Origin of the sequence: Bacillus sp. FSL P4-0334 (assembly GCF_038004825.1) — a bacterium.
GTDB classification, from domain to species: Bacteria; Bacillota; Bacilli; order Bacillales; family Bacillaceae; genus Bacillus; species Bacillus velezensis.
Genome location: NZ_JBBORX010000001.1, coordinates 1214436 through 1229297, shown reverse-complemented (window position 1 = coordinate 1229297; position 14862 = coordinate 1214436). Strand labels below are relative to the sequence as shown.

The window sequence follows — 14862 nt, the reverse complement described above, 5'->3', positions numbered from 1 at the left end:
GTCCAAACTATGAAGGCAGGAGGGCACCATCATGAAACTTGTCATCTCAGCTGTATTACTGTTGTTCATTGTTTTCGGCACGCATCATGTATCGACAAAACCGGACATTCCGTCACAGGCGGAACAAGCGGTATCCCGTATGACATTAGATGAAAAATTAGGGCAGATGCTCATGCCTGATTTTCGCAATTGGCAAAAAAAGGGGCAGTCATCACCTGAGGCTCTTACCAAAATGAATGACGAAGTCGCAGGGCTTATTCAAAAGTACCGGTTCGGCGGCGTTATCTTATTTGCAGAAAATGTAAAAAACACTGAGCAAACGGTACGCCTGACAGATGCCTTTCAAAAGGCGAGCCCTGCCATTCCGCTATTATTAAGCATTGATCAGGAGGGCGGCATCGTAACTAGACTTGGTGAAGGCACTCATTTCCCAGGCAATATGGCGCTCGGAGCCGCTAGAAAAACAGCCTACGCGTCCCAGACCGGCGCCATTATCGGGAAAGAATTGAAAGCACTGGGCATTAATACGAATTTCGCACCCGTTCTCGATATCAATAATAATCCCGGAAACCCTGTCATCGGCGTCAGGTCGTTCAGTTCAGACCGAGGTCTGACAGCTTCACTCGGCCTTGCCTCAATGAAGGCTCAGCAAAAGCAGGATGTCGCTGCCGCCGTTAAACATTTCCCGGGACACGGCGACACGGATGTCGACAGCCACTACGGCCTTCCGCTTGTCACCCACAATCAAGAAAGGCTGCGTCAGATTGAACTTTATCCGTTCCGGAAGGCCATTCAGGCCGGAGCTGATATGATCATGACAGCCCATGTGCAATTTCCCGCGTTTGACGATACAACCTATAAAAGCAAGCTGGACGGTTCAGACATCCTCGTACCCGCCACACTCTCAAAAAAAGTGATGACTCATCTTCTCCGTGGAGAAATGGGATTTAACGGCGGCATCGTTACGGATGCATTAAATATGAAAGCCATTGCCGATCATTTCGGCCAGGAAGAGGCGGTCGTCATGGCCGTAAAAGCAGGAGTCGATATTGCCCTGATGCCGGCCCAAGTGACATCGCTGCAAACGGAAAACCGCTTTGCCCGGGTTCATTCCGCTTTAAAAAAGGCGGTACAAAAAGGGGAAATTCCGCTGCAGCAAATTAACAAATCAGCGGAACGCATCATTTCCCTGAAAATAAAACGAGGGATATATCCCTCCCCGAAAGAGAAAAATCTGAAAAAGAAGATTGCAAAAGCAAAGAAAACCGTCGGCAGCAAAAATCACCTGAAAGCGGAAAAACAAATCGCGGAAAGGTCCGTCACCGTCTTACAAAACAAAAACCGCACGCTCCCATTCAAACCGAAAAAGAACAGCCGCGTTCTCATTGCCGCTCCATATGAAGATCAAACAGCGTCAATGGAACAAACCATTCGGCAGCTCATCAAAAAGAAAAAAATCCGGCCGGTAACCATCAGTAAAATGAACTTCGCCGAGCGTACATTTCATGATGAACACAAAAAGCAGATATCTGACGCTGATTACGTGATTACAGGCTCATATGTTGTGAAAAATGATCCTGTCGTAAACGACGGCGTGATTGACGATTCCGTCACAGATCCCGGCAAGTGGACGACTGCATTTCCGCGGGCCGTCATGAAAGCCGCACAATCGAACCAAAAACCCTTTGTGCTGATGAGCCTGCGTAATCCATATGACGCCGCGAACTTTGAAGAAGCTGAAGCCCTTATCGCAGTCTACGGCTTTAAAGGATATACAGACGGACAATTTCTCCAGCCAAACATTCCGGCAGGCGTTGAAGCGATATTCGGACAGACAACACCGCAAGGCAGGCTGCCCGCTGACATTCCTTCCGTCACGCATCCGGGAACGACACTGTATCCTTATGGTTTCGGTATCAATCTGAAGACCGGAAAACCGCTTTAAACAGGAGGACTGATCATGAAAACACAAACGGCTGCGCTTATTGCCGGATTAGTCGTCATCAGTGCTATGACGGCAGTCTCGGCGGCTTCTGACAGAAACCTTCATACCGCCAAGAAACCAAGCATCCAAACAGGCATCGACCGCCTGCTGAAAGATTATAAACAGGAACTGAAGGGAAAAAGGGTCGGGCTGATCACCAACCCGACCGGTGTGAACAATTCATTGAAAAGCAGCGTTGACGTGCTGTATGAGGCACCAGACATCCACTTGACGGCATTATTCGGACCGGAGCACGGTGTCCGCGGCGATGCTCAGGCCGGAGACAAAGTCACATCCTATATAGACGAAAAAACAGGGCTTCCCGTCTACAGCCTGTACGGGGAAACGAGGAAACCGACGCCTGACATGCTGAAAGATACAGATGTGCTGATTTTCGATATTCAGGATGTCGGAACGCGATACTACACCTACATTTATACAATGGCCTATGCCATGGAAGCGGCAAAAGAAAAAGGCATACCTTTTTATGTATTGGACCGGCCGAATCCGCAAGGCGGACGAAATCCGGACGGCCCGGTTCTTGAACCGGATTACGCTTCATTTGTCGGACTGTATCCGATCCCGCTGAAGCACGGCATGACGATCGGTGAGCTTGCTCTTTTATTCAATAAAGAGTTTCATATTGGCGCCGACCTAACCGTCGTAAAAATGAAGCGCTGGAAGCGGACGATGACGATTGAAGATACCGGTCTGCCGTTCGTCCTCCCTTCGCCTAATATCCCGACCCCGGACAGCATATTCGCATATTCGGCGACAGGACTAATCGAAGGCACAAACGTATCCGAAGGAAGGGGCACGACAAAGCCGTTTGAACTGATCGGCGCGCCTTATATGAAAAGCACCGAGCTCGAAGAACGCCTGAACAGTCTCAAGCTTCCGGGCGTCACCTTCAGAGCCGCATCATTTATCCCCAGCTTCTCCAAGCACCAGGGCAAACTGTGCCACGGCGTACAAGTCTACGTAACAAACAGAAACACATTTGAAGCGGCAAAAACAGGGCTTTCCATTCTGAAAACCATGCATGACTTATATCCGAATGACTTTTCATTCTTGCCGACAGGCTCTTTTGACAAGTTGATCGGTAACGGCTGGGTACGCAAAAAAATAGAAAAAGGCACTTCCATTGAAGACATCACCGGCACATATCAACGCCGGCTGGACCAATTCAAAACTATAAGAAAACAATACCTCATATACTGACAACATTCGTGTTACACGTGTAACATTTTGACGCATTTCACATTTCCGCTTTTTATAGGAAAACATTCATTTATTTGGTACAATTTAAATGATAACAGTTATCATTTAAATGAATGTTTCCTAAAAGGTGGTTTCTCATGAAAAACATATTATTCTTTCAGCCCATTGATATCATCTCCGTAAAAAAAACAGCCGACCTTCTGTCAGAGCATCAGCTCACTGATTCCCCCGTATTGATCTTTCATGTGAAAGGCGAGGGACAAATTGATATCGGAACAGACAGCTTTCCGCTGCAGAAGGAAACGCTCTACATCTGTCCTTGTGATGAGACATTCAATATTGCCCCTATACCGTCAGGCGGCATCCATTTGTATATCGTCAGACTCCGTGTTTTCTCCTATTCATCAGATGATGAAGCGATGCTTCCGGATAACGGGGAAGACATCTTCCACGGACTTCAGCAAATGAATTTACAAACGGTTGATCATTTGACAAGCCGGCTTCAGTCACTTTCTGAAAACGTGCGATCGGCGGATGCATTGCAGAAAATGAAATATACAGCCGACTTTCAGCAGCTGATGTATGACCTTTATGCTGCAAAAGTATGCCATCAAAATAATACGAAAGCGGCGATCGAACAGACAAAACAATTCATACATGCTCAGTCCGACACAAAAATCACGCTCACCCAGCTCGCTCATATGGCGGGAATCAGTCCCAAGCATTACAGTGAAACCTTTAAAAAACTATACGGGCAGAGCGTAACTGAATATATCACAGACATCCGCATAACCAATGCGAAAAAACTGATGGCCAAAGCAAACTGCAAACTGCGGGAAATCGCTCATCAAATCGGCTACCAAGACGAATTTTATTTCAGCCGCATCTTTAAAAAACATACCGGCAGCTCACCTACAAGCTATATGAAAAAAAGGCGCACAAAAATGGCCGCGTACGGAAAAGAAACGATGGGGCATCTGATTCCTCTGCATCACGTGCCTTACGCTGCGGCGCTGCACCCGAAATGGACGGCCTATTATTACAAACAATTCTCTTCCGATATTCCGGTTCACCTGAGTGCTTACCGCTATAATGCAAATTGGGAAGAGAACCTGCACACGCTGTCCCAAGCTGCCCCGGACATCATTTTCAGTCTTGATTCTGTCAGTGAAGAAGAAAAACAGCGCCTGAATGACATCACTGAAGTTTTTTACCTTCCGGCTCAAGAGAATTGGAGAGACCAGTTTCTTCGCACAGCCGCATATTTGAATGAAGAGCAGGAAGCGCGGCACTGGCTTAAAGCTTATCAAAGTCTCGCCCATTCAGCGAAAGATGCTCTGAAACACGTGCGGCATCAGCGGTTCTTATTTGTCCGTGTATATAAAGAAAATATGTACATCGCCCATAACAACAGTATTGAGGATGTCTTCTTCGGTGATTTAGGCTTTGCCTCCGCAAAACCGGAATCTTTTGCTCCTGACGAAAAGATTTCCTTGGACATGCTGGCGGATTGCCAGGCTGACTGCATCATGCTTTTCACTTGTAAAGAACCGGAAACGCTTCGTTATTTTCAGCGGATTCAGCAGACCGGGATATGGCAGAACCTTAGAGCCGTCAGCGATAAACGCGTGTTTCCCATATCATCTGACCCGTGGATTGAATATTCTCCAAGCGGACATCAGCGGATGATCGAGCAAAGCATTTCCATTTTATCCGAAGATCGTCCATGGTAATGCCGGAAATTATCCATGGTCTTATCCCTGTTCATTCTCTATAATTCCAATTGATAATAGTTATCAATTGAACAGGAGGAACAATAGATGAAGAAATTGGCATTCACTTTCATGATTTTGCTTTTGGCTTTCACGGCCGCGGCTTGCGGAAGCTCAGAAACATCTGATACAGCAAGTAAAGGAAAGGACGCTTCTTCAGATAAAAAGAAAATCGAATATCTCGGAAAAACATATGAAGTCAAAGCGCCGACTGACAAAATCGCCATTACAGGCAGCGTAGAATCAATGGAAGACGCCAAATTGCTTGACGTTCATCCGGCAGGAGCAATTTCTTTCTCCGGCAAATTCCCGGAACTGTTTAAAGATATTACAGATAAATCCGTATCTACGGGAGAAAAAATGCAGCCGAATATGGAAAAAATTCTTGAGCTGCAGCCGGACGTCATTCTGGCATCAACCAAATTCCCGGAAAAAACGTTGAAAAAATTGAGCGGCACCGCTGAAACGATCCCTGTCTCTCATATCTCATCAAACTGGAAAGAAAACATGATGCTGCTCGCCCAGCTTACAGATAAAGAGAAAAAAGCGAAAAAAATCATCGCAGATTACGAACAGGACCTGAAAAAGACAAAAACAAAGATCAACAGCAAAGCGAAACAGTCAAACGCGCTGGTCATCAGAATCAGACAAGGCAATATTTATATTTATCCTGAACAAGTATATTTCAACTCCACGCTTTACGGTGATTTAGGCCTGAAGGCGCCGGACGAAGTCAAAGCGGCGAAAGCGCAGGAACTGATTTCTCTTGAAAAATTAAGCGAAATGAACCCTGACCATATCTTCGTACAATTCTCTGATGACGAAAACGCAGATAAGCCGGACGCTTTGAAAGACTTAGAGAAAAATCCGATCTGGAAGAGCCTGAAGGCAGTCAAAAAAGACCATGTATACGTCAATACGATTGATCCATTAGCCCAAGGCGGAACCGCGTGGAGTAAAATCAGCTTCTTACAGGTTGCGGCTGACAAATTGACTCAAGACTAATAAAGAGTAGGTTTTTCACATGTATGCAAAACGGCGGACACACATGATTATCATTGCTTCACCGATTGCCATTGTTCTGTCACTGCTGCTTTCCGTTTTATACGGCGCAAAGCAGCTTGACATCCATACCGTGTTCTCCGCATTGCTGCACTTTAATCCGGAGAATACCGACCATCAGATCATATGGCATTCAAGAATCCCGAGGGCTGCCGGCGCTATGTTTATCGGCGCCGCCCTTGCTGTTTCCGGAGCGCTCATGCAGGGAATCACACGGAACTATCTGGCCTCGCCTTCGATCATGGGTGTGTCGGACGGCTCCGCTTTTATCATCACCCTTTGCATGGTATTGCTCCCTCAATCGACATCCATTGAAATGATCATATACTCGTTTATCGGTTCCGCATTCGGGGCCGCTCTTGTTTTCGGGCTGGCCTCCATTCTTCCCGGCGGTTTTACCCCGGTGCAGCTTGCCATCATCGGAACGGTGACCAGTATGCTTCTCAGCAGTCTGTCGGCTGCGCTTTCGATTTATTTTCAAATTTCGCAGGATCTCAGTTTTTGGTACAGTGCGAGACTGCATCAAATGAACCCTGATTTTTTGAAACTGGCCGTCCCGTTTTTTGCGATCGGAATCATCACGGCCATGATTCTCAGCAAAAAGGTCACTGCCGTATCATTAGGAGACGACATTTCAAAAAGTCTGGGACAGCAGAAAAGAACCATCAAACTCATGGCGATGGCGGCCGTTGTCATATTGACCGGAAGCTCGGTGGCACTCGCCGGAAAAATTGCATTTGTCGGTTTGGTCGTTCCGCACATCACACGTTTTCTCGTCGGATCGGACTACAGCAGGCTGATCCCATGCGCGTGCATCATCGGCGGCGTCTTCCTGACCCTTTGCGACCTTGCCAGCCGATTCATCAATTATCCGTTTGAGACGCCTATTGAAGTTGTCACTTCTATCATCGGTGTTCCTTTCTTTCTTTATTTGATTAAAAGAAAAGGAGGGGATCAGCGTGGTGCGTAAAATGGCCGGAATTTATATCATTCTGATTGCTCTCATATTGCTCGTAAGCTATTTCAGCATGACAAGCGGTTCTTTTTCCGCAAAGCCGGGTGAACTGCTCAGTACCCTTTTCCGCATCCATCCGAATCCGCAATATGACATTTTGCTGTTTCAGCTGAGGCTGCCGCGCATTGTCATGGCTGCTGCCATCGGGCTCGGATTGGGGATAGCCGGAGCCGTTATTCAGGCCATTACCAAAAACGGTCTTGCCGATCCCGGTATTTTGGGCATTAATGCAGGAGCCGGAGCCGGAATCGTCACGTTTATGCTTCTGTTTCAGGGACAATCTGAAGCGACGGCACTTGCCTCTGCGATGGGTATGCCTGTCTTCGGCCTCATCGGAGGATTGATGGCGGCCGTGCTGATCTATATTTTCGCCTGGCACCGGGGGCATCTGGAATCGGGCAGAATTATTCTCGTCGGGATCGCCATGAATTCCGGATTCAGCGCGCTGTCTTTATTTCTTTCATTAAAAATGGACCCGCAGGATTATGAGATGGCGATGGTTTGGAAAAACGGCAGCATCTGGTCGGCAAACTGGATGACCATTACGGCGATCCTTCCGTGGCTGATCGTGTTCATTCCTCTGCTTATGGCGAAAACGTCATTGCTGGATACCATTCGTTTCGATGAGGACACGGTGAAAAGCCTCGGTGTTTCAACCAATAAAGAAAAAACGATTTTACTCATTGCCTGCATCGCTTTGATCAGCGCATGTGTAACCGCAGCGGGCAGCATGGCATTTGTCGGACTGATCGCGCCCCATATTTCCCGCAGGCTCGCCGGGATTGAGCACAGATACTCATTACCGGTCAGCGGATTGGTCGGTATGCTCCTCGTCATATCCGCCGACTTTGCGGGCAAATTGTTCTTTCAGCCTTCAGAAGTGCCGGCGGGAATTATTCTTGCGATTCTCGGCGTTCCTTATTTCTTTTTTCTTCTGTTTAAGCAAAAGAAGGGGCTGGATGCATGAGAGGCACCCTTACAGAACACCGGATAAACGGAAAGGAATGCACTGTGTATCTTCCTCCCTCCTATTCGGTTCAAACAGGGGCTTTACCCTGTGTGTACGTACTGGACGGGGGTTCTTTGTTTTTAGAACAGATGGATAAGCTTGAATCCCAATTTGCGAACGGAACACTTCCCGAATTGATTTTCATCGGCATCAAACCGGCTGACAGGCTCGATGAGTACACGCCGTGGCCCGCGCCTTCCCTGAGCCCTGCGTTTCATGATTTCGGCGGCAAAGGGAGGCTCTTTCTCGAGGAGCTGACAAATGTCATCATTCCCACTGTTGAAGATATGCATCACATTTCTGCACATCCGGAAACGAGAGGACTGATCGGCGCGTCATTAGGCGGACTGTTTTCGATATACGCGATGCTACAAAAGCCTGAAATATTCGGCAGAATCGGTTGTATTTCCGGTTCCTTCTGGTATGAAAAATCAGCAGATTATGTCCGCTCCGCATCTTTGCGTCCGGCACGGCGGCGTATCTATATGTCTGTCGGCAGCCGCGAAGCTGAGCATAAAAACAACATCCAAAACAACATGATCCGACAATATAAAGACGTGCATGAAAGCCTGAGGGAAAAAGGCTTTTCTCAATCTCAGCTCTCTTTCACTGTTGAAGAGGACGCCGTGCACCATCAAGAAGCATTCAAACGACAATTCAATGCAGCACTAAGCTGGCTGTACGGAAAAAACCGCTCACGTAGCTGAGCGGTTTTTTTCATACTTCATCACGACCGGCTTAAGTTCAAAGCGTCTCAGCAAATAGCCGAACAAAGCTGCAAGGATTTGCTGAAAAAGCATCCCGATGACGACCGGAACCGCCACTTGAGACGGAAAAAAAGACACGGCGAGAACGGCTCCAGCGCTGATATTGCGCATGCCCCCCGTATAAATCAGAGACACAATTTCATCCTGGCTCCGCTTCATCAGCCTTCCGATCAGCCATGCCACGGCATAACCCGTCATGGCAATAAAAAATACCATGCCTGCGATGCCCGCAAATTTGATATCCACGTGCGTGACATACGGCGCGATTTCCGAACTGTTAATGGCAATGACAATCATCAGACAGATTTTTGAAAAAGGAGACAGCGACCGGCTTATTGCCTGAGTCCTTACCGGCGGGGAAAACTGGTTGACTATCATCCCTGCGATGGATGGAATCACCACCATCTCCGCCAGCCCTTTCATCATTCCCCACACATCCATCTGAACATTCGCCCCGGCCAGGACAGACAGGCTTAACGGTACGATAAAAGGAGAAAGCACGGTATCAACCAGGATAATAGACAGCGTCAATCCGACATTCCCCTTATACATCGCAGCCCAAATCAAACTCGTAATTCCGGTCGGAATCACCACACCCATAATCAGCCCCGTCACAGTTAAAGGGTCACCGCTGAAAATCAGATGACCGCTTCCCCATGCAAAAACAGGCATGAAAATATGCAGAACAAACAATGCCATGATCATCGGTAGCGGCTTCTCAATACTGCGCTTCAGCGAATGAAAATTGGCACTCAGACTGCCCGTAAATGTAATAAATGCAAATATCCACGGCACAGCGCCGGCCATCCAGCTGATATGCTGAGATAACAGCACACCCGCCGCCACACTTGACGGAGTCAAAAGCGGCATGATTCTCCCCAACACTTGGTTCAACTTCTGAAGCCACATCATATGCAAGTCTCCTATATACGGTTTTCAAGTCTCATTCATTATAACAATGCACCCCGGCAAATTTAACCGAAAAAAAGCCCGGATATATTCATCCGGACTTCACAAATTCTATGCCATTTGTTTCATTAAATCTCGGCTTTTCTGATTTAATCCCTTTAATTCAGCCTCAATTCCGTATTCTTTACATTTGGCGACAATTTTCTCAAGAGCCGCCGCTCCCGAATCATCCCACACGTGGGCGTCGGTCAAATCAATGACAATCCGTTTCACGTCTTCATCATAAACGATGGCATTCATCAGTTCAGACACGGAAGCAAAAAAGATCTGTCCCGTTACCTTATAAGTTCTGACATCTTTCTGTTCGGAATGTGACACAATCTTCAGCTTAGAAATTTTAGCCGTAAAGAAGATCGCGCTTAATAGCACACCCGCGAAGACACCCTTTGATAAATCATTTGTCAGGACGACCGTCACGACGGTAATAACCATAACGATCGAATCAGTAAGGGGCGCTTTCCGCAAACCTTTAATCGATGACCAGTCGAACGTGCCGATAGACACCATAACCATCACGGCCACCAGCGCAGCCATCGGAATTTTCACGACGATACCGCTTAATACGGCAATTAAAAACATTAAAAACGCGCCGGCGGTAAAAGCCGATAACCGGCCGCGTCCGCCGGCTTTCGTATTAATGACAGACTGGCCGATCATGGCGCATCCGGCCATGCCTCCGAAAAATCCGTTCACAATATTGGCGATGCCTTGTCCGCGGCTTTCTTTGTTCTTATCACTATCCGTATCCGTCATTTCATCAATGATCTGGGCTGTCAGCAATGACTCAAGCAATCCGACGAAAGCAAGCGCCAGAGAATACGGGAAAATAATCCGCAATGTCTCAAACGTCCACGGAACATCCGGTATCAAGAAATGCGGAAGTGAACTTGTGATCCCGCCCATATCACCGACCGTGCGGACATCCGCATGGAAGACCACCGCAATGATCGTCATGACAAAAATCGCCACCAGCGGAGACGGCACAGCCGTCGTAACCTTCGGCAATAGATATATGATAGCCAGTGATCCGGCAAGCATGGCGTACATGACCCATGAAGCTCCTTTGAACTGGGGCAGCTGCGCAGAAAAAATCAAGATCGCCAAAGCATTCACAAATCCGATCATGACCGAACGCGGAATAAATTTCATCAATTTCGCTATCTTACTGACACCAAGAATAAATTGAATAATACCTGTCAAAATGGTTGCCGCAAACAAATACTGCAGCCCGTAATCAGCCACCAATGTCACCATGACAACCGCCATTGAACCCGTAGCGGCTGAAATCATTCCCGGTCTGCCGCCGAAGATAGAAATAATAATCGCGATACAAAATGATGCATAAAGGCCGACCATCGGATCGACACCTGCAATAATTGAAAATCCGATCGCCTCAGGGATCAGAGCGAGGGCAACCAGAATACCGGCCAGAATGTCTTTACGGACATTCCCGAACCATTGCTGCTGTAACGTATAATCTTTCAAATGATAACGACTCCTTTTCACTATAAAAGAAACATTGATTTTCATCTGGGGAATATGAGGCAAGCTTACGGGGAAAAAGAGGACACGCTCAGAGTATAATGTCGTTGAGGAAAGGAATTGTGAACAAAGAGTATCATATTAAACTTTAAAGAAATGTGCAAGACCGTATAAATAAGAAAAGAAAACGACTCTCACTGGAGCCGTTTCCGCTTTTATAAAAGTTCCGGATCAGACACAAGAATCGTTTTTATTGCGCTGATATCCTTTCTTTCTTTTGTCACCGGGTCGATGCCCATGAGATGATCAATGGCTTCTTCATAATTCTTCAGTTCCGTCTTTTCCGTAATAAAATCATAGAGCTGCGGAAGGTCGGACGCGCATGCTAACGCGGCTTCCATGATCTGGCGGGCTTCACCTGTGCCCACAATCGTTACGCCGTTTGACAGCAGCTGGTACGGCCTGACCGTCATCTCATACGTATCATCAAAGCCCATCGGCACGATTCTTCCTCCCTTTTCAATAAAAGGATAAGCCCAATCAAGCTGGTTGCCGATCGCGTCAAAAATCACATCAAATTTTCTTCCTTGATTAATCCGTTTCACTTCATCCACGGTTAATGCTTCAGGGTGGTAGACATAATCAGATATCCGGCTTGCCGCCTCGCTTCGGAAACTGCCTATTTCAGTCGCAACCGTCAATCGCGCCATTTTTTTCACCATCATTTGCACAAGCAGTCCGATCGGTCCGGATCCCAAAACCAAGACCGAGTCCTCCGGCTGAATCGAAGCCTTGTCCACAACATTCAGCACACAGGAGAGAGGCTCAACCAATGTGGCCCGCTCCCATTCCATTGAATCCGGAATTCTGTACATGAACCTGTCTTCCCCCACGTAATATTCCGCAAACGTTCCGTGCGCCCCGATTCCGAGCTGCCAATCCTCGAAGGTTTCGCAATAACACGTCAGCCCTCTCCGGCAATAATGACATTTCCCGCAAAACTGCGTAGGATCTATCACGACGCGGTCTCCGACTTTTACATTTGTCACGTCCGGTCCGATTTCCACGACCGCTCCCACCGATTCATGCCCCATAATCATATGATGGGTTGCATTCATTTTTCCTTTCAGCACATTTAAGTCCGTTCCGCAGATACCGGTGCCGAAAATTTTCACTTTCACATCATTGGATTTCCGAATTTGAGGCTCGTCCACCTCTTGATATTCAAGCTTATCATTAGGAGTCCAGACCAACGCCTTCATATTTCTCTTCCTTTCTGCCCCAGCGGATTTGGTCTAACAATGTTTGATGAAGCTCCTTCGTTGATGCCGCAATACATGATTGCTGATTCTGATAACTTAAATCTGTCAGAAGCGTTTCGTCCAAAGACCGGCCGTACGCATCCGTAATGACCACTCCCGCCTTCTTCGCCAAAAAGACGCTTGCGGCAATATCATAAGGAAACAAATGCAGCACCTGTCCGTTCCCGACCTGCTTAAAATCTGAAAGCAGCTTCGGATCATCTTTCAGCAGACGATTGCCGATATCCACATAAGCATCCATCTGCCCCGTGATAATTCGTGAAATCGAATAAGAAGCGCTGTTAAAAACAAAAACCCCGCCATTATTGGCCGACTGGTCAATCAGATGGCCGTATGCGTCCGTCATCAGCTGCGCCGGATGCCCGTTAAATTCAAGGCTCCAAAACATATTTTTAATATCCCGCACTTCGCTCAAATTCGGCAATTCTCCATGATACCCTTCAAAATGAATGGCATCGCTGTATACATCACCGTACATATAAGCGCCTGATTTCAATTCAAGTAAAAAAGCAAACTCGATATCCTTAATCTTTGCGTTTGGCTTATACGAAGCAAGCGCAATCGAAATACACGACATTTCAAGTCCCGCGGCGGCCGGGCGCGTTCCGTCTATCGGATCTACAATTAAAATATATTGCGGATCTTCTCCAATCAGCTTCAGGCCGCCATCCTCCGTGTAAAAAGCAACCGGATGGCCCTTTTCTTGAATATAATCCAGCACCGCCTCCTCAGCAGCGGCGTCTATGTTAAATTGGGCATCGCCTCCCGGAGAATAGCCGTTTACGAGCCGGTTTTTCAGCGTGCCTTTTTGATTTTTCACCTTTTGATAAACAAATTGTCCAAGCTCAATGATATAGTCTCTCACTTGATTTCCTCCAATAGCTTGCGAAGTCTGTAGCAGAGCACTTCGGCTTCACTAAGTGTTATGGTTAAAGGCGGACGGATTTTAAATACATTTCCGAATCCGTAACGGGATGTCCGGAGAATCAGCCCGTAATCCATTGCCCGTTTAGCAATATAATTGGTCAGCTCCACATCCGGTTCATTGTTCTCTTTAACAATCTCCACACCGATCATAAGACCGACGCCTCTTACCTCAGAAATAAAAGCGAAATCCTCTTTCATCGTTTCTAAGCGATCCATAATATAATGACCGACCGTCGTTACATTTTCCAAAAATCCCGGTCGCTGCATGATATCTATGGTTTTACAAGCGGCAGCGGCGGCCATCACATTTGAGCCGTATGTGAAGGAGTGCGTATACCCCGGAAGCCCGGTATACTTGTCCTCCGTCAGAGTGGCGGCGACTTGAAAGCCTGTGCCCCCGAGCCCCTTTGCTACCGTCATCATATTAGGTTTCACATCGAAGTGGTCCGCGGCAAACATTTTACCCGTCCGTCCGAACCCGGTCTGAATTTCATCAAAAATCAGAGCGATATCATGTTCATCACAAAGCTTTCTCAACTGTTTAAAATACTCTTTAGGCGGAACGACGTTTCCACCGTTTCCGGATATCGGTTCAATAATCATGGCGGCAATTTTTCCATTGCTCGCATACTCAATAAAATCATTAATTCTTTCTACGCACAGCATACCGCATGAATCAGGTTTCTGATTATAAAAACAGCGGCTGCAATAGGGATCGGGGACTTGCAGGCCAAAAGAAATTTGCGGCGGGAAAGGTTCTTTTCTGAATGAGTTGCCGGACAAAGCGGAAGTCATATACGTTTGTCCGAGGTGGCTTCGAAATAAGGAGATGACATCGGTTTTTCCGGAGTAATACTGAGCCATTTTAATAGCTCCTTCATTTGCACCGGAACCGCTGCTGACTTTAGGGTGTACTTTTGTGAGATTATCGGGGGCGATTTCTACTAGTTTTTCTGCCAGTTTATTTACGGCGTCTGTTTGAAAAGATGATGTTACATGGATGAGCTTATCGGCTTGTTCTTTAACCGTATCAATGACCTCTTTGTTACCGTATCCTAAATTCAAGTTAAACGTGGCAGAGGCGCAATCAATGTACTCATTTCCCTCTTGATCGTACAGGTAAATCCCTTCTCCGCGCTCCATTACTACATCGTCAACACTGTAATACAAGCTGTCTGGATTCGTGATTTCCTTCGTTCCCACAAATACCACCCCTATGAAATTATTAGAATTTCGCTTTTTATCGTATAAATTATTGAAAATAATGTCAACGATCTTTCTTGTAAAAAATGTTAACAATTTGTTAACGTTACCATAATGGATGTACGAGAA

12 protein-coding genes are annotated in these 14862 nt (G+C 46.9%); 7 read left to right on the top strand and 5 right to left on the bottom strand.

The window, feature by feature from the left end; translation table 11 throughout:
• Positions 1-31 precede the first annotated feature (31 nt).
• The 7 genes from NSQ37_RS06375 to NSQ37_RS06345 all read left to right on the top strand — a co-directional run bounded on the left by NSQ37_RS06375 (position 32) and on the right by NSQ37_RS06345 (position 8770).
• Entirely contained in the window at positions 32-1945 is a 1914-nt protein-coding gene (locus NSQ37_RS06375) for a glycoside hydrolase family 3 protein (RefSeq protein WP_341123418.1), read from the top strand.
• A 15-nt stretch (positions 1946-1960) separates the two neighbouring features.
• Positions 1961-3205 carry an exo-beta-N-acetylmuramidase NamZ family protein gene (locus tag NSQ37_RS06370; protein WP_124692615.1) on the top strand — a complete coding sequence of 415 codons (1245 nt, stop codon included), beginning with the start codon at positions 1961-1963 and terminating at the stop codon, positions 3203-3205.
• Between the two features lie 137 nt (positions 3206-3342).
• Complete coding sequence (gene btr, locus NSQ37_RS06365) at positions 3343-4938, top strand: bacillibactin transport transcriptional regulator Btr (RefSeq protein ID WP_060562972.1); 1596 nt, start codon at positions 3343-3345, stop codon at positions 4936-4938.
• An 87-nt stretch (positions 4939-5025) separates the two neighbouring features.
• The gene (locus NSQ37_RS06360; protein ID WP_337681203.1) at positions 5026-5982 is read left to right on the top strand and encodes an ABC transporter substrate-binding protein; all 957 of its coding nucleotides are present in this window, start codon (positions 5026-5028) and stop codon (positions 5980-5982) included.
• Between the two features lie 19 nt (positions 5983-6001).
• A complete protein-coding gene (locus NSQ37_RS06355) occupies positions 6002-7009 on the top strand; it encodes a FecCD family ABC transporter permease (protein WP_007408022.1) in 1008 nt (335 codons plus the stop codon).
• Between the two features lies 1 nt (position 7010).
• On the top strand, positions 7011-8021 hold the full coding sequence (gene feuC, locus NSQ37_RS06350) for an iron ABC transporter permease FeuC (RefSeq protein WP_032870282.1): 1011 nt from the start codon (positions 7011-7013) through the stop codon (positions 8019-8021).
• Positions 8018-8770, top strand: coding sequence for an alpha/beta hydrolase (locus NSQ37_RS06345; RefSeq protein WP_341123416.1), 753 nt, complete (start codon positions 8018-8020; stop codon positions 8768-8770). Before feuC ends, NSQ37_RS06345 begins: the two co-directional genes overlap by 4 nt.
• Here NSQ37_RS06345 and NSQ37_RS06340 read toward each other — a convergent pair.
• The 5 genes from NSQ37_RS06340 to NSQ37_RS06320 form a co-directional block, all read right to left on the bottom strand.
• Positions 8759-9700 (bottom strand): bile acid:sodium symporter family protein, encoded by a 942-nt coding sequence (locus NSQ37_RS06340; RefSeq protein ID WP_094031904.1) that lies wholly within the window; start codon positions 9698-9700, stop codon positions 8759-8761. The two genes, NSQ37_RS06345 and NSQ37_RS06340, sit on opposite strands and share 12 nt — an antisense overlap.
• A 150-nt stretch (positions 9701-9850) precedes the next feature.
• Positions 9851-11329 carry a SulP family inorganic anion transporter gene (locus NSQ37_RS06335; RefSeq protein WP_341123415.1) on the bottom strand — a complete coding sequence of 493 codons (1479 nt, stop codon included), beginning with the start codon at positions 11327-11329 and terminating at the stop codon, positions 9851-9853.
• Positions 11330-11496: 167 nt separating this feature from the next.
• Complete coding sequence (locus tag NSQ37_RS06330; protein WP_076425732.1) at positions 11497-12543, bottom strand: zinc-dependent alcohol dehydrogenase; 1047 nt, start codon at positions 12541-12543, stop codon at positions 11497-11499.
• A complete protein-coding gene (locus NSQ37_RS06325) occupies positions 12518-13468 on the bottom strand; it encodes an inositol monophosphatase family protein (RefSeq protein WP_160222803.1) in 951 nt (316 codons plus the stop codon). The genes NSQ37_RS06330 and NSQ37_RS06325 overlap by 26 nt, the downstream gene beginning before the upstream one ends.
• Complete coding sequence (locus NSQ37_RS06320; protein WP_007408029.1) at positions 13465-14733, bottom strand: aspartate aminotransferase family protein; 1269 nt, start codon at positions 14731-14733, stop codon at positions 13465-13467. The genes NSQ37_RS06325 and NSQ37_RS06320 overlap by 4 nt, the downstream gene beginning before the upstream one ends.
• Between the last annotated feature and the right edge of the window lie 129 nt (positions 14734-14862).